General features: G+C 42.3%; 24 protein-coding genes and 1 tRNA gene. All 25 read left to right on the top strand.

The genetic code is table 11. From position 1 onward, the window contains the following. Position 1: 1 nt before the first annotated feature. The 25 genes from ACFSX4_RS14215 (at position 2) to ACFSX4_RS14095 (ending at position 23,025) form a co-directional block, all read left to right on the top strand. The gene (locus ACFSX4_RS14215; RefSeq protein ID WP_377775956.1) at positions 2–706 is read left to right on the top strand and encodes an ABC transporter permease; all 705 of its coding nucleotides are present in this window, start codon (positions 2–4) and stop codon (positions 704–706) included. Between the two features lie 134 nt (positions 707–840). Further along, positions 841–1,686, top strand: a complete 846-nt coding sequence (gene ispE / locus ACFSX4_RS14210) for a 4-(cytidine 5'-diphospho)-2-C-methyl-D-erythritol kinase (RefSeq protein WP_377775955.1) — start codon at positions 841–843, stop codon at positions 1,684–1,686. 73 nt (positions 1,687–1,759) lie between these two features. Continuing rightward, positions 1,760–2,602 (top strand): pur operon repressor, encoded by an 843-nt coding sequence (gene purR / locus ACFSX4_RS14205; protein WP_377775978.1) that lies wholly within the window; start codon positions 1,760–1,762, stop codon positions 2,600–2,602. 11 nt (positions 2,603–2,613) lie between these two features. Beyond that, on the top strand, positions 2,614–2,988 hold the full coding sequence (locus ACFSX4_RS14200) for a RidA family protein (RefSeq protein WP_377775954.1): 375 nt from the start codon (positions 2,614–2,616) through the stop codon (positions 2,986–2,988). A gap of 86 nt (positions 2,989–3,074) precedes the next feature. After that, the gene (spoVG, locus tag ACFSX4_RS14195; protein WP_377775953.1) at positions 3,075–3,374 is read left to right on the top strand and encodes a septation regulator SpoVG; all 300 of its coding nucleotides are present in this window, start codon (positions 3,075–3,077) and stop codon (positions 3,372–3,374) included. A gap of 126 nt (positions 3,375–3,500) precedes the next feature. Further along, positions 3,501–4,862, top strand: coding sequence for a bifunctional UDP-N-acetylglucosamine diphosphorylase/glucosamine-1-phosphate N-acetyltransferase GlmU (gene glmU, locus ACFSX4_RS14190; protein ID WP_377775952.1), 1,362 nt, complete (start codon positions 3,501–3,503; stop codon positions 4,860–4,862). Between the two features lie 12 nt (positions 4,863–4,874). Continuing rightward, positions 4,875–5,843 carry a ribose-phosphate diphosphokinase gene (locus ACFSX4_RS14185; protein ID WP_377775951.1) on the top strand — a complete coding sequence of 323 codons (969 nt, stop codon included), beginning with the start codon at positions 4,875–4,877 and terminating at the stop codon, positions 5,841–5,843. A gap of 108 nt (positions 5,844–5,951) precedes the next feature. Continuing rightward, positions 5,952–6,596 (top strand): 50S ribosomal protein L25/general stress protein Ctc, encoded by a 645-nt coding sequence (locus ACFSX4_RS14180; protein WP_377775950.1) that lies wholly within the window; start codon positions 5,952–5,954, stop codon positions 6,594–6,596. Positions 6,597–6,657: 61 nt separating this feature from the next. Continuing rightward, positions 6,658–7,230: an aminoacyl-tRNA hydrolase gene (gene pth / locus ACFSX4_RS14175; RefSeq protein ID WP_377775949.1), complete on the top strand. Its 573-nt coding sequence runs from the start codon at positions 6,658–6,660 to the stop codon at positions 7,228–7,230. Next, positions 7,223–10,690 carry a transcription-repair coupling factor gene (gene mfd / locus ACFSX4_RS14170; RefSeq protein WP_377775948.1) on the top strand — a complete coding sequence of 1,156 codons (3,468 nt, stop codon included), beginning with the start codon at positions 7,223–7,225 and terminating at the stop codon, positions 10,688–10,690. The genes pth and mfd overlap by 8 nt, the downstream gene beginning before the upstream one ends. Further along, positions 10,690–11,862, top strand: a complete 1,173-nt coding sequence (locus tag ACFSX4_RS14165) for a MazG nucleotide pyrophosphohydrolase domain-containing protein (protein ID WP_377775947.1) — start codon at positions 10,690–10,692, stop codon at positions 11,860–11,862. The genes mfd and ACFSX4_RS14165 overlap by 1 nt, the downstream gene beginning before the upstream one ends. Further along, positions 11,859–12,152 (top strand): RNA-binding S4 domain-containing protein, encoded by a 294-nt coding sequence (locus tag ACFSX4_RS14160; protein WP_377775946.1) that lies wholly within the window; start codon positions 11,859–11,861, stop codon positions 12,150–12,152. Before ACFSX4_RS14165 ends, ACFSX4_RS14160 begins: the two co-directional genes overlap by 4 nt. Positions 12,153–12,210: 58 nt before the next feature. Next, positions 12,211–12,621: an FtsB family cell division protein gene (locus ACFSX4_RS14155; protein ID WP_377775945.1), complete on the top strand. Its 411-nt coding sequence runs from the start codon at positions 12,211–12,213 to the stop codon at positions 12,619–12,621. Between the two features lie 83 nt (positions 12,622–12,704). Continuing rightward, the gene (locus ACFSX4_RS14150) at positions 12,705–13,085 is read left to right on the top strand and encodes a S1 domain-containing RNA-binding protein (RefSeq protein WP_377775944.1); all 381 of its coding nucleotides are present in this window, start codon (positions 12,705–12,707) and stop codon (positions 13,083–13,085) included. Between the two features lie 59 nt (positions 13,086–13,144). Further along, complete coding sequence (gene tilS / locus ACFSX4_RS14145) at positions 13,145–14,383, top strand: tRNA lysidine(34) synthetase TilS (protein ID WP_377775943.1); 1,239 nt, start codon at positions 13,145–13,147, stop codon at positions 14,381–14,383. Further along, on the top strand, positions 14,367–14,906 hold the full coding sequence (gene hpt / locus ACFSX4_RS14140) for a hypoxanthine phosphoribosyltransferase (protein WP_377775942.1): 540 nt from the start codon (positions 14,367–14,369) through the stop codon (positions 14,904–14,906). Before tilS ends, hpt begins: the two co-directional genes overlap by 17 nt. A gap of 77 nt (positions 14,907–14,983) precedes the next feature. Next, entirely contained in the window at positions 14,984–17,029 is a 2,046-nt protein-coding gene (gene ftsH / locus ACFSX4_RS14135) for an ATP-dependent zinc metalloprotease FtsH (RefSeq protein ID WP_377775941.1), read from the top strand. A 55-nt stretch (positions 17,030–17,084) separates the two neighbouring features. After that, positions 17,085–17,957 carry an Hsp33 family molecular chaperone HslO gene (gene hslO / locus ACFSX4_RS14130; protein ID WP_377775940.1) on the top strand — a complete coding sequence of 291 codons (873 nt, stop codon included), beginning with the start codon at positions 17,085–17,087 and terminating at the stop codon, positions 17,955–17,957. A 71-nt stretch (positions 17,958–18,028) separates the two neighbouring features. Then, complete coding sequence (gene cysK, locus ACFSX4_RS14125) at positions 18,029–18,958, top strand: cysteine synthase A (RefSeq protein WP_377775939.1); 930 nt, start codon at positions 18,029–18,031, stop codon at positions 18,956–18,958. A gap of 155 nt (positions 18,959–19,113) precedes the next feature. Continuing rightward, positions 19,114–19,902: a dihydropteroate synthase gene (gene folP, locus ACFSX4_RS14120; protein WP_377775938.1), complete on the top strand. Its 789-nt coding sequence runs from the start codon at positions 19,114–19,116 to the stop codon at positions 19,900–19,902. After that, entirely contained in the window at positions 19,895–20,260 is a 366-nt protein-coding gene (folB, locus tag ACFSX4_RS14115; protein ID WP_377775937.1) for a dihydroneopterin aldolase, read from the top strand. Before folP ends, folB begins: the two co-directional genes overlap by 8 nt. Further along, a complete protein-coding gene (gene folK, locus ACFSX4_RS14110; protein WP_377775936.1) occupies positions 20,260–20,721 on the top strand; it encodes a 2-amino-4-hydroxy-6-hydroxymethyldihydropteridine diphosphokinase in 462 nt (153 codons plus the stop codon). The genes folB and folK overlap by 1 nt, the downstream gene beginning before the upstream one ends. A gap of 41 nt (positions 20,722–20,762) precedes the next feature. After that, positions 20,763–22,253: a lysine--tRNA ligase gene (gene lysS / locus ACFSX4_RS14105; protein ID WP_377775935.1), complete on the top strand. Its 1,491-nt coding sequence runs from the start codon at positions 20,763–20,765 to the stop codon at positions 22,251–22,253. 142 nt (positions 22,254–22,395) lie between these two features. Continuing rightward, on the top strand, positions 22,396–22,713 hold the full coding sequence (locus ACFSX4_RS14100) for a hypothetical protein (protein ID WP_377775934.1): 318 nt from the start codon (positions 22,396–22,398) through the stop codon (positions 22,711–22,713). Positions 22,714–22,949: 236 nt separating this feature from the next. Then, positions 22,950–23,025 (top strand) — tRNA-Val (locus ACFSX4_RS14095). Positions 23,026–23,053: the final 28 nt, after the last annotated feature.

Genomic DNA, 23,053 nt, shown 5'->3' with positions numbered 1-23,053 from the left:
TATGAACAGCGGACGTATACTGGCAATATTTCAAAAAGATTATAAAGAATTTATGAGAAATATGATGTTGTTTACTTCGGTGTTAATTCCGATTATACTGGCACTGTTTTTCAGCAGAGTGGGTGTAAGTGCAGGGGCGGACATGCCGAATGAGATTGTGACGATTATGGTAGGTGTTGTTTTTTCAGCAGTACTATTCAGTTCAATGATGACTATGATGGCAGAAGAAAATGAGAAGGATACACTGCGCGGCCTGCTTCAGTCACCGGCGACGATTATTGATATTATTATTGGAAAAAGTATGGTTGTATCACTGATGACGGTGATTTCATTAGTCGCATCTATGTTTGTTATGAATGTAGAAGGTTTCTGGACGATTGAAAATAGCGGCGGTTTACTGCTGCTCGGTATATTTTTCCTTAATCTCGGTATTGGAATCGGATTGATTGTAAAAAGTGTAGCGACGACTTCGGTATACTTGATTCCTGTAATGTTCATATTCGGTTTCACGCCTTATATTGAGATGATTATTACGGATGAAGATCATATTGTAAGAGTAGTGGCGGAGTATCTGCCTTTGTATCAGAATTATTTCATCCTTAATGGAGAAGGGGATTTGAGCAGGTTCCTCATTCTCGCTGCCTGGGCGGCAGTAAGTTTTGTGGTCGTCATCTGGGCATTCAGTATGAAAAAGAAAGACGAATAATAGAAATAAAAGAGCCTTTACCGGAGCGGGGATTTTCGACAGATGAAAATTCCCGTTCCGTAATTAGGGCTCTTTTTTAAATGTTAAATGTGATAAAATAATACAAAATACCGACTGGAACGTGAGGAATAATGATGCACTTCGAGACTGCACCGGCAAAAATCAATTTAACATTAGATACCTTATATAAGCGGGATGACGGCTATCATGAGGTAAGCATGGTAATGACAACAGTGGATTTAAATGATCAATTGTCATTCGAAAAGCGGGACGATCATAAAATAGTCATCATCTCGGAACACCAATTTGTGCCGACAGACCAAAGGAATCTGGCATACCAGGCTGCTGAACTGATGAGAAAGACATATCGTATTCAAGAAGGCGTTACGATTACTATAGAAAAGAATATTCCCATTGCAGCTGGCCTTGCCGGAGGCTCGAGTGATGCTGCGGCAACTTTCAGAGGAATGAATGTATTGTTTGAACTGGAACGTTCACTCGATGAACTGGCGGAACTTTCTAAACAGCTCGGTTCTGATATACCGTTTTGTGTATACGGCGGAACAGCACTTGCGACCGGACGCGGGGAGAAAATCAGACATCTCCCGAAGCCGCTCAATGCATGGGTGATTCTTGCAAAGCCGTCCATCAGCGTATCGACTCGTACAATTTATACGGCTCTGAACCCCGGGCAGCAGGCACCGGCATCGAATGACATGGCCGAAGCTGTTACGGCGGGAGACTACCAAAAAATTATTGATACAATGAAAAATGACTTGGAAGTTGTGACATGTGAAAAGTATCCTGAAGTCAAAAAACTGATTGATAATATGGCGGCGTCAGGTGCAGATAAGGCAATGATGAGCGGCAGCGGGCCGACTGTTTTCGGGCTGGTACAGAAAGAGCGACAGGCGATTCATCTTTACAATGCGTTAAGAGGATGCTGTAACGAAGTGTACCGTGTCAGATTACTCGGATGATTGCTTAAAACCGAACTTTTATGATATTATTCCCGTAAATGATACGGGAAACAGGGGTAAAATAATAATGACAATGAAGTATAAGCGCAGTGAGCGCCTGGTCTATATGACTCAGTATTTAATATCCAAACCGAACCAGCTCGTACCGCTGACGTTATTTGTAGAACGGTTTAATCAGGCGAAATCGTCAATCAGTGAAGATATTAGAATTATTAAGGATGTCTTTGAAAACGATGGTATCGGTAATGTTCAAACAACGGCCGGAGCAGGCGGCGGCGTCACGTTTCATCCGAAAATTAATATTGACAGAGCAGATGAAATTGTAGAACGTTTCATGGGTGTGCTGAATGCACAGGACCGTCTGCTGCCGGGCGGTTATCTCTATATGTCCGATATTATGGGCGACCCGGTGATGATGAATGATATCGGTGAACTGATTACAACGATGTACGGTGATGAAGAAATTGATGCGGTGGTAACTGTGGCTACAAAAGGAATATCGCTCGCAAATGCGGTGGCAAGAAAATTGAATGTGCCGGTTGCGGTCATCCGTAAAGACAATAAAGTAACGGAAGGATCCACGGTTTCTGTGAACTATGTTTCCGGATCAACAAGGAAAATAGAGACGATGGTTCTGTCCAAACGGACACTTAAGGAGAATTCCAAAGTGCTCGTAGTTGATGACTTTCTCCGGGCCGGGGGTTCGATTACCGGCGTGATTCATCTGATGGAGGAATTTAATGCAGCAGTGGTCGGGGTCAGTGTACTGGTTGAAGCAAAGCAGGTGGAGAACCGCCGTTTCAAAGACTACACTTCTCTTCTTAAAGTGTCGGAGATAGATGAGTACAACCAGTCCTTTTTAGTAGAACAAGGGAACTGTTTAGAGTATATTAAAAATAAATCAAACAAAGATTAAGGAGAATCAATATGCAGCCGATTAATTCTGAAAAAGCACCGGAAGCACTTGGACCATACAGTCACGGAGTAAAAGTGGGGAATATGTTTTATTCTTCAGGGCAGATTCCACTCAACCTGGAAGGAGAAATTGTCTCACAGGATGTTAAGGAGCAGACAAAGCAGGTCATGAAAAACCTTGGCCATGTTCTCGGGGCTGCAGGTCTTGATTTCAGCCATATCGTAAAGACAACAATTTTCATCAGCGACATGAACAGCTTCCCTCATATCAATGAAGTTTACGGATCTTACTTTTCGGGTAAACTACCTGCAAGATCATGTGTAGAGGTCAGTCGGTTGCCGAAAGACGTACAGGTCGAAATTGAAGTTGTTGCATCGGAAGAGTAAGACAGAAGCAATAACCAGATTTGTAATAGTGACTGGCGCAGTACACATTGGATCCAACAATATCAGTATTATTGGAGGAAGGATTTATGAAAATAACAGATGTTAGACTGCGCAAAGTAAATAATCAGGACACTAGGATGAAAGCATTGGTTTCCATCACTTTTGATGAAGCATTTGTTATTCATGATTTGCGCGTTATTGAAGGGAATACAGGACTGTTTGTAGCGATGCCGAGTAAACGGACACCGGATGGAGAGTTCAGAGATGTAGCACATCCTATTCACTCGGACATGAGACAGCATGTACAGGAAGAAGTAATGAGAGTTTATGAAGAAACAGCAGATGCTGAGGAAGTAACAGAAGACGAAGAATCGAATAATGAATGATGATATATTGACCGTTCCCGCGGAAATCTGACCGGGAACGGTTTTTCAAGTTCAACGGCACTATCTGCCTTGAAAGTAGAATTGTAGTGAAATATAATAATATTATCGACAAATTGGAGGTTGATTATGCAAACGAGAGCGATTATTCTTGCTGCCGGTAAAGGAACCCGGATGAAATCGAAAAAAGCGAAAGTATTACACGAACTGTGCGGCGTTCCAATGATTGGTCATGTTGTGGATAATGTAAAAGAGGCAGGCTTTGAAGAGGTGCATGCTGTAATCGGTACTGACAGTGATGCTGTTCGTACATACTTAGACGGCACGGTAGAAACGACATTCCAGGATGAACAGCTCGGAACAGCTCATGCTGTCGGGCAGCTCAGAGAAAAACTTGAGAATGAAGAAGGGCAGACACTTGTGATTTGTGGCGATACACCATTGATTTCAAAACGAACACTGAGTGCACTTTTTGAATATCATACCGAAATGTCTCTGAAAGCGACGGTATTATCCGTTGAAGCATCCAACCCATTTGGATACGGACGGATTGTCAGGAATTATGACGGTTCTGTCAAGAGTATTGTAGAGGAGAAGGATGCGGCATCTGAGATAAAAGAAATCAGAGAGATTTCATCAGGTACATTTATCTTCGACAACAAAGTGTTATTTGAAGCACTGGAACATGTTAAAAATGATAATGTGCAGGCGGAATATTATCTGCCGGATGTTATCCCGTATATTTTTGAGCATTACAAAAAAGTGGACGCGTATAAAAGTGAAGTATTTGACGAGATCCTCGGAATTAATGACCGTGTAGCATTATCAAAAGCTGAAGAGATAATGAGAGAGCAGATTAATATCGGTCACATGCAGAACGGGGTCACTTTGATGGATCCGAAAGCTGCGTATATTGACAAAAATGTGACGATTGGTGAAGATACGGTGATTTATCCGAATGTTGTCCTGCGGGGCACGACAACAATCGGCAGTAATGTTACAATTACTAATGGCTCAGAAATCACTGATTCTGTCATAAGTGATGAAGCTGTCATAAAACAATCTGTTGTTACGGATTCCAAAGTCGGAAGTTCTGCAGCAGTCGGACCGTTTGCACAGTTAAGACCGGGCACAGTGCTCGGTGAAGAGGTTAAAATCGGAAACTTTGTTGAAGTGAAGAAAGCAGATATTGAAGATGGTGCCAAAGTCTCACACCTCAGCTACATTGGTGATGCGTCTGTCGGCGCACGGACAAATATCGGCTGCGGTTCAATTACTGTCAACTATGACGGTGTCAACAAGTTTAAAACAACGATTGGACAGGATGCATTTATCGGGTGCAACACTAACCTCGTAGCCCCTGTTACAGTCGGGAACCGTGCGTTTATTGCAGCGGGGTCCACAATTACAGATGAAGTGCCGAGTGACAGCTTAGCAATTGCCAGAAGCAGACAGACAACTAAAGACGGATATTTTAATAAAGACAATTAATGGAGGATCAACATGTCAAGTACAAATCAACACAATTCAAAGTTACGCTTATTTTCTTTAAAAGGTAATGAGCCGTTGGCACAGGAAATCTCAGAGCATATCGGAATCCCTTTAGGAGAGTGTGAAGTCACACGCTTCAGCGACCAGGAAGTTCAAATCAGTATTGAAGAGAGCGTACGCGGATGTGAAGTATTTGTTATTCAGCCGACAAGTCAGCCGGTTAATGAACATCTGATGGAATTGTTAATTATGATTGATGCATTAAAACGCGCTTCAGCGAACAGTATCAACATTGTTATTCCTTATTACGGTTACGCACGCCAGGACAGAAAAGCCCGTGCCCGTGAACCAATCACAGCTAAACTTGTTGCAAATCTAATTGAAACAGCGGGAGCAACGCGTGTAATCTCTCTTGATTTACATGCACCGCAGATTCAAGGTTTCTTTGATATTCCAATCGATCATCTGATGGGTGTTCCGCTTTTGAGCGATTATTTCAAAGGAAAAGAAGAATTAAACTTTGACGATGTCGTTGTTGTTTCTCCAGATCACGGCGGTGTAACGCGTGCAAGAAAAATGGCGGACCGTCTGAAAACGCCGATTGCAATTATTGATAAACGCCGTCCAAGACCGAATGTCGCTGAAGTGATGAATATTGTCGGTGATATTAACGGGAAAACTGCTATTATCATTGATGATATTATGGATACAGGCGGCACAATGAAACTCGCTGCACAGGCATTAAAAGATAAAGGTGCAAAAGAAGTGTATGCCTGCTGTACACATCCGGTTCTGTCCGGCCCTGCGATCGAAAGAATTGAAGATTCAGTGATTAAAGAACTGGTGGTTACTAATTCAATTCAGCTTCCTGAAGAAAAGAAGATTGATAAGATTACAGAATTGTCAGTGGCAGGTTTATTATCACAGGCTATTACACGTGTATACAAAGAAGAATCCGTCAGTATCTTATTTGATGCTTAAATAGTGTTTTATTACAATAATATTATGCGCTCTTTTACCGGAATAGTGTTTATTCTGCGCGATTCCCGGGTAAATTGTTTTTAACAATCGAAAGGTGGAAGTATTATCATGACTAAATTAACTTCAAAAACAAGAGAAAATAAATCAAAACAATCTGTATTAAAAGAACTTAGAGAGAGCGGCAGAGTACCTGTTGTTGTTTACGGTTACCAGGTAGAAAATACAGCATTGTCTGTTGATGAAAATGAATTCTTAAAAGTAATCCGTGAAGTCGGACGTAATGGTGTTATCGATTTGGATTTAGAAGGAAAACCGACTAAAGTAATGGTGACAGATTATCAGTTCGATTCACTTAAAAACCAAGTGACTCATATTGACTTCGTGGCAATTAACATGAAGACAGAAGTGACTGTTGATGTAACAGTTGAATTGAGCGGAGAAGCTAAAGGTGCTGAAGAAGGCGGAGTGATCGAGCAGCCGACATTCCAGCTTGAAGTAACTGCAACGCCGAACAATATTCCTGAATATCTGCATGTCGATGTATCCGAACTTGAAATCGGAGATACTTTGTATGTATCTGATATTAAAATCGACGGTGACTATGTTATCGAAAACGATGACGAGGAAGCTGTTGTAACAGTTGTACCGCCTCAAAAAGAAGAGGAAGAGACTGAAGAAGGAGAAGAGTCCGAAGAAACTGCAGAGGAAGATGCAGAAGGTTCTGAGGAGTCCTCCGAGTCGGAAGAAGAATAATAACCGAAGAAATCGGCGGTGGTCTCCCACCGCCTTTTTTATCGTTGCATGAGGTGAAGTGATGAAGTGTATAATCGGACTTGGAAATCCGGGAAGAAAATATGATAACACAAGACATAACATCGGTTTTATGGCAGTCGATCATTTGGCGGAATCGATGGGAATAGAGCTTTCGAATAAGAAGTTCAAAGCCGAATACGGCGCCGGGTATGTGAACGGCGAGAGGGTCATGCTTGTTAAGCCGTTAACATTCATGAACTTATCGGGTGAAGCGGTAAGACCGCTCATTGATTATTACAAAATTGACGTAGAGGATATACTGGTACTTTATGATGATCTGGATATACCTGTCGGTCATTTAAGACTGCGGCAGAAAGGCAGCGGCGGCGGGCACAATGGTATTAAATCCTTGAATCAGCATCTCGGTACCCAGAAATATAAACGTATCCGGATGGGAATAGACAGACCGGAACCGGGTGTGCCTGTGGTGAACTATGTTTTAGGAAAGTTCCCGAAAAGTGATGCCGGCATATTAGAGAAGGTGATTCAGACGACTGACGATGCATGTACAGCATTTATTACAAAAGATTTTCAGGATGTCATGACACAGTATAATGGTGATGTGAATGAATAAAGAACTCAGTGCCCGTATTATTCAGGATGAACGTTTCCTTGAAGTTATGAGTCACAATAAAAAATTAAATATGCTAGTGCCCGGAATTAATGACGATTTTAAGCCGACACTCCTGTATCATATGGCGGAAGAAACTAAAGACCCTGTAGTACTGATCGTTCAGAATAATCATCAGATGGAAAAAATCGCAGGACCTTTAATGGACTTAATGGATCATGTGTATACATTCCCGGTCGGAGATATTATGATTGAAAATCATGCGAAACAGAGTCCCGACTTCATGAAATCAAGAATGAATTTTTTATATGCCCTTGCTCACAATACAGCAGGGCTGTTTGTCGTGCCTGTACATGCACTCATGAAACCGTTAATGCCGAAAGAAAAACTGTTAAGTTATCAAAAAACACTCAAGCTTGGTGACCGGATCGGTTATGAGGATTTTATCGAGTATTTAGTCAGTCTCGGTTATAAGCGGATGAACCAGGCGGCAAATTTCGGTGAATTTGCTGTAAGAGGTGACATTTTTGATATCTTCATGCCTGATGAATTAGTCAGAATTGAGCTGTTTGATGATGAAGTGGATTCTTTAAGATTGATTGATCCGGAAACGCAGCGGTCGATTCGGAATGTAGAAGATATTACGATTGAACCGTACTCGGAGTATATTCTCGATGAATCCGAGCGGAAGCAGCTTCAGGAGAAAGTGACAGAATTGTACGAAGGGACAAAAGACATTGTCGGCAGCAATTCACTTGAGGAATTAAGTGAATATTACGAGATGACAATGCATCCTGATTTTTCATTTGAGTATTTAATTCATTACAGCAGATTTTTATATGACCATGAAATTTCCCTTGTCGACTACCTTCAGGATAATCACCGGGTGATTATAGATGAAGTGACAAATGTTCAGGCCGCATACGATACAGAGTTTCAGGCGGTGGGTGATTATTACAGTTCCATGGTCGAAGCAGGAAAAATGTTTAAAGGCGGCGGTAACTATCTTGAAGGACAGCTGAGCCGTTTAATGTCTTTAGAGGGGAATACTTATTTCACACTCTTTACTAAAAGTATGCCTGTAGAAATCGGAGAGATTGTGAAAATTTCTGTACGGCCGACAGAAATTTATTACGGCCAGTATGATATTCTTGCATCAAATCTCAATAAAATGCTCGGGGACGGCTATTTAATCAATATCGTACTCCGAAATGATGACGAGCTTGATAAGACGCATCAATTACTTGAAGATTTAAAAATACCGAGTTACCGTCATGAAATTCCGTCTAAAAAGGGAATCGTACTGACAACAGGCACAGTCGAAAAAGGGTTTATTCTGCCGTTTATGCAGGCGGCGGTGCTGACTTCAAAGGAACTGTACAATAAAACAGCACGCCGCAGAAAACGTCAGAAGAAGATGACAAATGCAGAGAAGATTAAATCCTATCAGGACTTAAATACCGGGGACTATGTCGTGCATGTGCATCATGGTGTCGGACGTTATCTGGGTATTGAAACACTTGAAATCAATGGTATTCACAATGATTATATGAAACTTCAGTATAAGGGGACGGATCAGCTGTATATTCCGGTTGATCAGATGGATCTCGTACAGAAGTATATAGCGAGTGATGACGGTGCACCGAAAATGCACAAGCTCGGCGGCACGGAGTGGAAAAAAACCAAGGCAAAAGTGGAAGCAAACGTTAATGAAATTGCGGATGAACTGATTAAACTGTATCAGGAACGCTCCCAGGCTGAAGGTTACCGGTTCTCTGAAGATAATGACATGCAGATGTCGTTTGAAGCGAGATTCCCTTATGAACCGACACCGGATCAGCTGGCATCCACCCATGAAATTAAAAAAGATATGGAAATGGCACGTCCGATGGATCGTCTGTTATGCGGTGATGTCGGCTATGGTAAAACAGAGGTCGCAATCAGAGCGGCGTTTAAGGCGGTGCAGGACGGCAAGCAGGTAGCGTTTTTAGTTCCTACGACCATTCTTGCAGCGCAGCATTTTGAAAGTTTCATTGAACGTATTGAAGAATACCCGGTGAATGTAGAAATGCTCAGCCGCTTCAGAACACCAAAGCAGGTGAAGAAAACAAAAGAAGGATTAAAAGCCGGAACGGTTGATATCGTTATCGGTACACATAAGATTCTCGGTAAAGAAGTCCAGTTTAAAGACCTCGGTCTTTTAATTGTCGACGAAGAACAGCGTTTCGGTGTACGGCATAAGGAAAGAATCAAGCAGATTAAAACGAATGTCGATGTTTTGACGCTGACGGCGACACCTATACCGAGAACACTGCATATGAGTCTGACCGGTGTGCGTGATTTATCGGTAATTGAAACACCGCCGGAAAACCGTTTCCCTGTTCAGACGTATGTCCTTGAATACAACGGGAATTTTGTACGTGAAGCGATTGAACGTGAACTCGCAAGAGACGGACAGGTGTTTTATTTATATAACAGGGTTGAGACAATCTATCAGAAAAAAGCGCACATTGAGTCGCTTGTGCCGGATGCAAATATCGGTGTAATGCATGCCAAACTCAGTGAAAAAGAAATCGAAGAGACGATGATGAAGTTTATTAATCACGAATATGATGTGATTATTACGACGACGATTATTGAAACGGGTGTGGACGTGCCGAATGCGAACACGCTGATTATAGAAGATGCCGACCGTTTCGGGTTAAGTCAGCTCTATCAGCTCCGCGGCCGTGTCGGCCGGAGCAACCGTATCAGTTATGCGTATTTGTTCCATCAGCCGAATAAAGTTCTGACAGAAGTAGCGGAGAAGAGACTCGAAGCGATTAAAGAATACACTGAACTCGGCAGCGGTTTTAAAATTGCGATGAGGGATTTGAATATCCGCGGTGCGGGTAATCTGCTCGGGAAACACCAGTCCGGTTTCATCGATTCAGTCGGGTATGAGTTGTATTCAGAAATGCTCGAGGAAGCGGTCAGAGAGAAGCAGGGGATTGAGGAAACACCGGAACCGGTTAATATTCCTGTAGATATTACACTTGATGCGTATATACCTGCTGTTTATATACCACACGAGCAGTCAAAAATTGATGTGTATAAACGACTTAGAAAGGCAGATTCTATTGAAGCGGTCCGTGATATTGAGGATGAGCTCGTTGACCGTTTTGGTGAATATCCTGATGAAGTGACGCATTTAATTCAGCTGGTTAAAGTGAAAGTATATGCACTGATGTTCGGTATTTATCAAGTGAAAGAAGATAACAGGCATTTCCATCTGTTTGTATCTAAACAGGCGACTGAGACTGTGGACGGTCAGAAGCTGTTTATGGATACGGAGGAATACGGCAGAATTTTGAAGATTTCTGTTGAAAACGGAGAGATGAAGCTCACCCTCCGTTCAAAAGATATTAAACAGCTGATTCAGCTGATGGCGGATATACAAGAGAGTCGATTGGAGGCAGTGTAATGCATACGATAAATATAATTGGTCTCGGCAGTTCGGATATTGACAATATGCCGCTCGGGGTCTGGCGCTTTTTAACAGAATGTGACACACTTTATATGAGAACGATGGATCATCCGGCGGTACAGGCGCTTGAAACAGAAGGGCTCAATATTACATCCTTTGATGATGTGTATGAAGAGAGTGATACGTTCTCAGAAACGTATAAAAAAATTGTGGATGTATTGATGACAGAAGTCCGGAACAAGGATGTAAACTATGTGGTTCCAGGACATCCGTTATTTTATGAGACAACAACGGAACTGCTGTTGGAAAAAGAACAGGCAGGCGAAGTAAAAGTGAATCTCATCGGCGGCGGAAGTTTTATCGATGTGGTGATAAATGCTTTGAAAGTGCCTGTAAATGAAGGGTTTCAGCTGCTTGATGCGACACTGTTGGAGTATTCGGATTTAAACCATCACCAGCATACTTTAATTACTCAGGTATATGATCAGATCAGCCTGAGTGAAGCGAAACTCACACTGTTGGAACTTTATCCGGCAGATACAAAAGTGAAGCTTGCGGATAGTGCAGGAAGTGCGGATGAAAAAATATATGAGATGCCGCTTCACGAACTGGATCATTTGAATATTGTCAGTAACCGTCTGACATTGTACATTCCAAAAGTGGCGGACGAAGGGCTCGACCATAGAAATATTCATCATATGACTGCTTTATTTGACCGGCTGGTCGGCGAGGACGGCTGTCCGTGGGATAAGGTGCAGACCCATCAGTCTATTGAAAAGAATTTAATCGAAGAAACCTATGAAGTCATTGAAGCAATTGAAAGAGAAGATGATGATGCGGTGGTGGAAGAACTGGGTGATATTTTACTTCAGGTGGCACTTCACTCCGCAATCGCAAACAAAGACGGTTATTTTGATTTTTATGATGTACTTAAAAGTTTAAACGATAAGATTGTGAGACGTCATCCGCATGTGTTCGGAGATGCCGAAGTTAATGACATGGATGATTTATCGAGAGTCTGGAAGGCTGCGAAAGCGTCGGAAGGAAAAAAGGAAAAAGTGAAGTATGAAAAAGAATACGGAGAGAAAGTGCTGAAGTGGATGCATGAAACCATTCACCATCAGGTGCCGCTCTCTGAACTGACAGAGGAAAAGAGGGAGAAAGAATGAGACTGGATAAATTTTTAAAAGTATCACGTGTGATTAAACGTCGGACACTTGCAAAAGAAGTGAGTGATGACGGCCGTGTGAAGGTGAACGGGAGTACAGCGAAGGCAGGAACAACGCTTAAAAAGGGCGATGTCCTGGAAATTCGTTTCGGTCAGAAACTGGTCACTATTGAAGTGCTTGAGCTTGAAAGTCACGCGAGAAAAGAAGATGCCTCAAGAATGTATAAAATCATCAGTGAAGAGAAAGTTGAAAAGAAAGAAGATACCGGGGATGTCACTGATTTTCTCTAGAATTATATACGATTATAGTGTATTTTATTAATAAGAGTATATATAGGGAAGTGGTGCTGTGAATAATAAAGTCATCCGGATGATTAACAGCTACACAAAGAAAAGAGAGCGGGATCGTGCGCAGACACAAGGAGAAAACCAGGTGAGCAGAAAAAGAACGATGGTGTTCGGCGGTTTGATGCTGGTGATTTGTGCAGTGCTCCTGATTATTGCAATGGGTCAGAAAAGTGAAAACGGGACGCTCAGTACAGAATTGGCAGATCGTGAGACCACACTTGAAGAGCGTCAGGATGAGTCAAGAGACCTTGAGCAGCAGATTACACAGCTGAATGATGACAACTATATTATGCGTATTGCACGCAGTGAGTTCTTCATGTCTGAAGAAGGTGAGATTATCTTCAACTTTTCAGAAGGCAGCGGTGATGAAGCTGAAGAAAATTCTTCAAATAGTAGCAATTCAGAGGAATAATCATTGCAATAGTAATGATTATTTCTTTTATTTATAGTATCATTAGTAAAGATAATAGATTTTTGGGAGGATAATATATAAACATGTCAGTTGAAGTGGGCAGTATAGTAAAAGGGAAAGTTACAGGCATAAAAAATTTCGGTGCATTTGTTGAATTGCCTGAAAGGAAGACCGGTTTGGTCCATATCAGTGAAGTGGCGGACCAGTATGTAGAAGATATCAATGAACATTTAAGTGTAGGCGATGAAGTTGAGGTTAAAGTTCTGACAATTGGTGATGACGGCAAAATCAGCCTGTCCATCAAAAAAGCGAAAGCACCGAAACCAAAGCCGAAACCACGTAAAGAACCGTCGCCGGAAGACTTTGAAAAGAAATTATCTTCTTTCTTAAAAGACAGTGAGGACAGACTTTCAACTATTAAAAGACAAACTGAATCCCGCCGCGGAGGCAGAGGTCGTAAATAATTTATACAGACGATTCTTTGAGTCGTCTTCTTTTATTTAAAAAAGAAAAGGGTGATCTGATGATAGAACAGGGATGGCAGAAGACCGATACACTGGCACTGGCTGTTTCGGGCGGCATTGATTCGATGGTGCTGTATCATCTTTTAACCACTTCCTATCAGGGGTCGTATAAAAACCTTGTGTTATTTCATGTGAACCACGGCATTAGAAAAGCTTCTGAAACGGAGGAAGCCTATTTAAAAGAAAGTGCCGGACAGAATGGTCTGTCGATTGAGGTCTGCCATTTAAATATGGCAGAAAATTTCACCCAGCATGATGCAAGGACGGCCCGCTATCAATTTTTTGATGACATGATGATTAAGCATGATGCAGATATTCTGCTGACTGCCCATCATGTCAATGACCGTGAAGAGACGATTATGCACCAGCTGCTGACGGGGCGTTATACACATCAATATGTCGGGATTGAGCGTTCATCCGTGCGTAATGGATACAAAGTACTGCGTCCGTTATACGAATGGAACAAGGCGGATATTAAAGCCTACAGCGACTTGCACGGTGTCCGTTATTTTGAAGATGAATCAAACAGCGGGTCCGACTACACAAGAAACTATATCAGGCATCATATTATGAAGCCTGTTTATGAGTCCCGCAGCCTTCAGCCGAACCATCTGACAGAACTTGCAGAGGATTTGAATGAACTTACGTCATATGCAAGGGAAGGTGCTGTAGATTTCCTTCGGCATCATCAGTCACGCTTAGAGAAAGATAAGCTGTTTAAAGAAACAAAATTACAACAGTTTTATATTGTAAAAGAATGGTTCAGGCTTCAGGGGATTCATATCAGCCGTAAAGCGGCGGGTGAGTTTCTATCGGCAGCAGATACGGTGCAGGCGGATTTTGAAATTGACGGCAGAACGGCCGCAGTCCGGTATAACGATATTTTTATGATCGAAGATGAATCGGAAAGGCAGGAGCCTTTAGAAGTGACCCGGACAGGTGCATTTTATTTCAACGGGTACAAGGTGATGGTTCATGACGAATCCCTGCTGCCGGTCTTAATACGGACAAGGAAGCCGGGCGACCGTGTGTCTGTTGAACATGTCGGTACTAAAAAAGTATCGAGAATAATGATTGATAAAAAAATCATGCGCGAGGAAAGAGACAGATTACCTGTCGTTGTTGATAAAAACGGCCGGATTATTGCACTTGGAACGATTTATAATATAATGGGTACAAAAGATAATGTGCATCCATTAATAATTGAAAAGGAGTTTAGCCATGACGCTGAAAAATGATGTTGAAGAAATAGTATTATCCGAGGAACAGATTCAGGATATTGCCCGGGAACTCGGGAAAAGAATTACAGAGGATTATGAGGGCAAAACACCGGTTTTAATCGGTTTGTTGAAAGGTTCAATCATGTTTATGGCGGACTTGATTAAACATATCGATACACACCTTCAGATTGATTTTATGGATGTGTCGAGTTACATCGGAACAAAATCTTCAGGCGAAGTAAAAATTCTGAAGGATTTGTCAACATCTGTTGACGGGCGTCACGTACTGATTGTAGAGGATATTGTAGAGACTGGTACAACTTTGAACTCAATTATGGGTCTGATTAAATCCAGAAATGCAGCTTCTTTAGAGATTGTGACACTTCTTGATAAGCCCGTGAACCGCAAAACAGAAGTCGATGTTAAGTATATCGGTACAGAAATTCCTGATGGTTTTGTGATTGGTTACGGCCTGGATTATGACGAAAAATACCGTAATCTTCCATATATCGGACTTTTGAAACCGGAATTGTATCAATAAAGTCTTATAAGTGGAATTGAAATGGGAAATTATGATATTATTTTTTTTAGTGTATTAGAAGAAATGGAGGTCTACGGATGCCGAAGAAAGCAGGCCGTAATATAATCCTGATACTTGTATTAGCAGTGATTATATATGGTATATTCTCACAATTTAATGGTTCTTCAGGACTTGAAGAAGAACTGCGTTATAATGAGTTTGTTACAGAACTCGAAGCGGGTAACGTTGAACAGTTACAAATTCAACCGGACCGTAATGTGTATTTAATTGAAGGTCGCCTGCAGAGTCAGGAAGACCAGGAATCATTTACATCAGTAATACCGTACAACAGTGCGTCTGATTTAGACGGTATATTAGAAACAGCACGTTCACAGGACGGGTTATCCTTCAGTATTGAACCTGCGGATGAGCAGAGCCCTTGGACAAGCATGCTGTTCACCTTCATACCGTTACTGCTTATTTTATTCTTGTTCCTGTTCTTAATGAGTCAGGCACAAGGCGGAGGCGGCGGAGGCGGCCGCGTCATGAACTTTGGTAAGAGTAAGGCGAAATTATACGACCAGAGTAAAAAGAAAGTCCGTTTCTCCGATGTTGCAGGTGCGGATGAAGAGAAACAGGAATTGATTGAAGTTGTTGACTTCTTAAAAGACCACCGCAGATTTGATAAAATCGGTGCGCGTATCCCTAAAGGGGTTCTCCTCGTGGGTCCTCCGGGTACAGGTAAAACATTGATTGCAAGAGCTGTCGCAGGTGAAGCCGGCGTACCGTTCTTCTCAATCAGTGGTTCCGACTTCGTTGAAATGTTTGTCGGTGTCGGTGCATCACGTGTACGTGATTTATTTGAAAATGCGAAGAAAAATGCGCCTTGTATTATTTTCATTGATGAGATCGATGCTGTCGGTCGTCAGCGTGGTGCCGGTGTCGGCGGCGGGCATGACGAGCGTGAGCAGACATTGAACCAGCTGCTTGTTGAAATGGACGGCTTCGGTGAAAATGAAGGAATCATCATGATTGCAGCAACAAACAGACCGGATATCCTTGATCCGGCGCTCCTTCGTCCGGGACGTTTTGACAGACAGATTCCAGTCGGACGTCCGGATGTTAAAGGGCGTGAGCAGGTACTTAAAGTACACTCTAAAAACAAGCCGCTCGATGATACAGTGGACTTGAAAGCAATCGCAGCTCGTACACCTGGTTTCTCAGGTGCAGATCTTGAAAACCTGTTAAACGAGGCGGCACTTGTTGCGGCGCGTGAAAACAAGACCAAGATTGATATGCGTGATGTCGATGAAGCAACGGATCGTGTTATTGCCGGTCCTGCGAAGAAAAGCCGGGTAATTTCCCAGAAGGAAAGAAATATTGTTGCGTTCCATGAAGCAGGACATACAGTAATCGGTATGGTGCTGGATGATGCAGACATGGTTCATAAAGTGACGATTGTACCGCGCGGACAGGCAGGCGGCTATGCAGTAATGCTTCCAAAAGAAGACCGTTACTTCATGACAAAACCTGAGCTTGAAGATAAGATTGTCGGCCTTCTCGGCGGACGTGTATCAGAAGAGATTAACTTCGGTGAAGTCTCTACAGGTGCGCACAATGACTTCCAGCGTTCAACAGGTATTGCCCGCAGCATGGTTACTGAATATGGTATGAGTGATAAACTCGGACCGTTACAGTTTGGTGATTCAGGCGGTCAGGTATTCCTCGGTAAGGATATGCAGTCGGATCAGAACTATTCAGATAAAATTGCGTATGAAATCGACCAGGAAATGCAGCATATTGTTAAAACACAGTATGAGCGCTGCCGTCAGATTCTGACTGAGCATAAAGAGCAGTTAACATTAATTGCTGAAACACTGCTTGAAGTAGAGACTCTCGACCGCGAGCAGATTGAAGGACTATTCTACAATGGTAAACTGCCGGAACGTAATTATAATGATGCAGAGACTGTTGAAGAAGATTCAGATGATGATAAAATCGGTGCTTCTTATGATGAAGTGAAAAAAGAAGTAGAAGAGAGAGACCATCATTCTGAGGAAGAAGAAAGAACAGAAGAACGTCCGGATATGATTGTTGATGAAGACAATACACCCGGTAATGAAGACAACCAACGTAAAGAATAGATTGTAAAGTCGCCCTCCGGGGCGGCTTTTGATGATTTTAAAGGAGGATTTAATGATGTCAGATCATTTAATCAGAGGACTCGGTAAAGAAGGCAGTCTTAGAATTTTAGCAGTAGATACAACAGAAACAGTGAATGAAGCAGTAAAAAGACACGGGGCATATCCAACAGCAGCAGCAGCCCTCGGGCGTTCGATGACAGCAGGTGTCATGATGGGCGCTATGCTTAAAAATGAAGAAAAAGTAACGGTAACAGTAGAAGGCGGCGGCCCGGTCGGTGCCATCGTTGTTGACAGCGATGCAAAAGGGCACGTCAGAGGATATCTCGGCAACCCGCAGGTGCATTTTGACTTAAATGATGCAGGGAAGCTTGATGTGCGCCGTGCAGTCGGTACGAACGGCTTTTTACGTGTCGTAAAAGATATTGGTTTAAAAGAGCATTTCACAGGTTCTACAGAAATCGTATCCGGAGAACTTGGAGAAGATTTCTCCTATTACTTCTATGCGAGTGAGCAGGTGCCGTCTATTGTGGCGCTCGGTGTTCTTGTAAACCCTGACAATAAAATTAAGGCAGCAGGTGGTTTCATCATTCAGGTGATGCCGGGGGCAGATGATGAAACCATTTCATTTTTAGAGAAATGTGCATCGGAAATGACGCCGGTATCGAAGCTGATTGAACGCGGATTGTCACCGAAAGAGATTATTAATGAGGCTATTGGTGAAGAGAACTGGAAATACCTTTCGGACATGCCGGTTTCATTTGAGTGCAGCTGTTCAAAAGAACGCTTCTTGAATGCAATCAGTGCGCTCGAACCTTCTGAAATCATTTCAATGATTAAAGAGGACGGCGGAGCAGAAGCGGACTGCCATTTCTGCCGCAATAAAGTCTGGATTGAAAAAGAAGAGCTTCAGGAACTAATTACACATTAAAATTTGAAAACAATCTGAAATAATGATATATTATTCATAGTATGAAGCTATGATAAAGGGAGTGCTCAATGATGAGTCAAGTATTTAACAACATTTCAGAAGCAATCGGAAATACACCGCTCGTAAAATTAAATAATCTGACTGATGAAAACAGTGCAGATATTTATGTAAAACTCGAATTCATGAATCCCGGCAGCTCGGTCAAAGACCGTATCGCACTGTCGATGATAGAAGCTGCTGAAAAAGCAGGGAAACTTGATAAAGACACAACAATTGTTGAACCGACAAGCGGGAACACAGGTATCGGTCTTGCGATGGTTGCTGCAAGTAAAGGCTACAAAGCAGTTCTTGTAATGCCGGATACAATGAGTAAGGAAAGACGCAACCTGCTCCGTGCCTACGGCGCTGACTTAGTATTAACACCTGGTGCAGAAGGCATGAAGGGTGCTATCAAGAAAGCCAGAGAACTTTCTGAAAAAGACGGCTACTTTATGCCTCAGCAGTTTGAAAATCCTGCAAATCCTGAAATCCATGAAAAAACAACAGGTCCTGAGCTTGTCAGTCAGATGGAAGGTCTGTCCATTGATGGATTTGTTTCAGGAATCGGCACAGGCGGTACCATTTCCGGTGCCGGAAAAGTCTTAAAAGAACATCATCCGGAAGTGAAGATTTATGCAGTGGAACCTACAGATTCTGCAGTATTAAGCGGAAAAGATCCAGGACCGCATAAAATTCAGGGGATTGGTGCCGGTTTTGTTCCGGATACGCTGAATACAAAAATTTATGATGAAATTATTACAATCAGCAATGATGACGCGATGGAGACAGCGAGACTCCTTGGTGCCAAAGAGGGCATTCTCGGTGGTATTTCATCCGGTGCGGCGATTAAAGCAGCCATCCAGGCCGCAAAAGAGCTTGGAGCGGGTAAAAATGTAATTACGATACTGCCGTCAAACGGTGAAAGATATCTCTCCACACCTCTGTTTAGTTTCGACGATTAATCAGAGTTTTGGAATTCATGGAGCGGGTAATGTGCAGATGCACGTTACCCGCCCTTTTGTGTTCATTGATGCCCGGCATGTCAGTTGAATATATTTCATCTGGCAATCGTGGTATAATATGTCTACTCTGAAAAAAAGCAGTGAGGAATGAAATGATGGATAAACTCATAATTATGGGGATATTAAATGTAACGCCGGATTCTTTTAGTGACGGCGGCAGGTATCAGTCCGGGGACGATGCGTTTAAACGTGCAGAAGAAATGATTTCAGAAGGTGTGAATATCATTGATGTCGGTGGATATTCCACCCGTCCGGGGCATACGGAAATCACGGAAGAAGAAGAGTTGTCACGGGTGATTCCTGTTATTGAAAAACTGAGTACACTGGATATAGAAATATCGATTGATACGTTCAGATCGAATGTGGCGGAACAGGCAATAAGAGCAGGTGCGACGATGATTAATGACCAGTGGCGCGGCACATATGATGAACGGATACTGGATGTTGCTGCGAAGTTCGACGTGCCGATTTTTCTGATGCACAATAATACACACGGGAAGTATCAGGATGTTGTGACTGATATGATCGGCGAGTTAAAAGAATCTGTCAGTCTCGCAGAACGCCACGGTGTGAAACATGAAAATATCTGGCTTGACCCCGGAATCGGCTTTGCGAAAAACCGGAATGAAGAAATGGAAATCATTAAGCGTCTTGATGAACTGGTCAATGTAGGGTATCCTGTACTTTTGGCGGTCAGCAGGAAACGCATGATTAAAGATATGATTGATGATGAGACTACAGCGGAAGAAAGAGATGAGGCGACAGCCGCTGTGACATTGTACGGTATGGAAAAAGGCATCAGGGCTGTACGTGTACACAATATCGCGCTGAACCGTAAACTTGCTGACAGTTATATGAAGTTAAAGGGTGACGTGGATGGATAATATTAAAATAAACGGCATAAAGACATATGCATACCATGGTGCACTGGAAGCAGAGCGTGTGCTCGGCCAGTATTTTATCACAGATATCGTCATGTATCTGGATTTGACTGAAGCATCCGGTACAGACGATTTGAATGCGACTGTGCATTACGGTGAGGCGTATCAGCTCGTTGAAGCAGTAATCAGGAGTGAGCCTGTGAACTTAATCGAGCACTTGGCAGAAAAAGTTTCAAGAACTTTATTTGACCGGTATGATAGAATATTAGAGATGGATATTACAATAACGAAACCCAGCCCACCAATTGACGGAAGTTATGAGAATGTAAGCATTACTTTAAATAGAAAGCGGGATAATTAATGGCAATCGCATATCTTGGCCTCGGTAGTAATCTCGGGGACCGTAAAGGAAATCTTGAAGATGCAGTTGATGCGCTGGATAACCAGTTGGATATCAGTGTAACCAGGCGTTCAGACATTCATGAGACAAAGCCGTACGGAAACACCGAGCAGCCGGATTTTTTGAATATGTGTCTTGAAATCGAAACGCGTATGTCTCCGCTCAGTCTTTTAGAAACAGTTCTCGGGATTGAACATTTACTTGGAAGAGTGAGAACGGAAGTCTGGGGGCCGCGTGTAATCGATATTGATATACTGTTGTATGAGGATCTGGAACTGCAGCTGGATGATTTGAGTATTCCGCATCATGAAATGCATAAACGCGGGTTTGTTCTTGAGCCGCTGTCGGAGATTGCCGGACAGGTCAAACATCCGGGATTTGATTTAACCATAGATGAACTTAAGGATAAATTAACTGTTTGATGTGACAGTTAACATATAAAGTATACAGGGAGTGTTGAAAGTTGACGGAAGAGTTAAATGACCAATTGGGAGTTAGACGCGAAAAATTACAGCAGCTGATCGATTTAGGAATCGATCCATTTGGTGAGAAATTTGAAAGAACAGCATATACGGATACGCTGTCAAGAGACTGGGACCAGTATTCTAAAGAAGAGCTTGTCGATAAAGAGGGTGAATCTGAAACGGTGATTGCCGGCCGTTTGATGACAAAACGCGGTAAAGGTAAGGCTGGATTCGCTCATATTCAGGATATTAACGGGCAGATTCAGATTTATGTGAGAAAAGACCAGATCGGTGAAGCGGATTTTGACAACCTATGGAAGCATGCGGATCTTGGTGATATTGTCGGAGTCAGAGGTGTAATGTTCAAAACGAATACAGGCGAACTGTCAGTCAAAGCGAAAGAATTTAAACTTCTGACAAAAGCACTGCGTCCACTGCCGGATAAATACCACGGTCTTAAAGATGTGGAAGAACGTTACCGCCGCCGTTATCTCGACTTAATTACAAGTGAAGATTCTAAAAGTACGTTTGTAAAACGGAGCCGTATCATTCAGGAAATGCGTAATTACTTAAATGACAGAGGCTTTCTTGAAGTTGAAACACCAATGATGCATATGATTCCGGGCGGTGCCCAGGCAAAACCATTCGTCACGCATCATAACGCGCTGGATGTAGAACTTTACATGAGAATAGCGATTGAGCTGCACTTGAAACGACTGATTGTCGGAGGGCTTGAGAAAGTATATGAAATCGGCCGTGTCTTCAGAAATGAAGGTGTGTCGACACGACATAATCCTGAGTTTACGATGATTGAATTATATGAAGCATATGCAGATTTCCACGATATCATGGATCTTGTGGAAGATATGGTTGCATATATCGCAGAAAAAGTGACCGGTTCAACAACAGTAGTTTACGGTGAAGATAATATTGATGTGTCTAAAGGCTGGAAACGCGTGCACATGGTTGACCTTGTTAAAGAGGCGACAGGTGTTGATTTCTATGAAGTGAAGACAGATGAAGAAGCACATGCTCTGGCGAAAACACATGGTATAGAAGTGAAATCGACTATGCAGTATGGTCATATTTTAAATGAATTCTTTGAGCAGAAAGTGGAAGAAACATTAATGCAGCCGACATTTGTATACGGCCATCCAATTGAGATTTCACCGCTTGCGAAACAGAATCCTGAAGACCCGAGATTTACAGACCGTTTTGAGTTATTTATTGTCGGACGTGAACATGCGAACGCGTTTACCGAATTGAATGACCCGATTGACCAGCGTCAAAGATTCGAAGCGCAGGTTGCCGAGAAGGAAGCGGGTAATGATGAAGCACATGAAATGGATGAGGACTTCATTGAAGCGCTCGAATACGGTATGCCGCCGACAGGTGGTCTCGGAATAGGAATCGACCGTCTGGTAATGCTTTTAACAGACTCTGCATCAATCAGAGATGTGTTATTATTCCCTTACATGAGACAAAGATAAATATATTATTTAATCCCGGGCAGTCTGCCGGGATTTTTTTGTACAGCTTGATAAGGGCTTATACTCTACAACTATATATAATAATGTTATATTTGGTAAATAATATAAATTTAATTTCTTTTCATGAAGGAGGATTCACGGAATGAAAGAATTATATATTTTAAGTGTCTCATCATATGGGGGCAGTACCGCACCGGCCTTTAATCTGATGGATATGTCTGTACTTCTCGAATTTGCCGTGATCGTGCTGTCAGTCGGAACACTAATTTATGTCATTTCAAAAAACAGACAGATATCAGTGTTGTCGATACCTGTGATTTATCTGATTGTATCTCTAATAAACATGAATTATCCTTCGGGACTCATTGTGCTCTTTTCTTTAATGATACTTCAGACACTGATACTGTACGCAGTTGAAATGTATGAAAAAAACAGAGCTGCCGGGATGGAAGATTTATAAGTGCGTAATTAATAATATTAGTATATTTTTGAGAGCATCGGTATAAAACGATGCTTTCTTTTTTATCAATCCTCTTAACGTAATAAATTAAGATAGAATGATATTCTGACACTTTAAATCACGAAACGGTCTACAAGTGTATTTTTGCCAAATAAAATCCATGAGAATTGTTGACTTTATAAATAAATGTAGTATATTATAAAAAGGTCGCTAAGTTATATGGCATATCAATTAATGGAGAATTAGCTCAGCTGGGAGAGCATCTGCCTTACAAGCAGAGGGTCGGCGGTTCGAACCCGTCATTCTCCACCATTTAGCCGGCCTAGCTCAATTGGTAGAG

The sequence above is a fragment of the Corticicoccus populi genome (assembly GCF_042686195.1).
Lineage (GTDB): Bacteria > Bacillota > Bacilli > Staphylococcales > Salinicoccaceae > Corticicoccus > Corticicoccus populi.
Note: the sequence above shows the minus strand (reverse complement) of the source record. Positions and strands in the feature narration are given on the sequence as shown.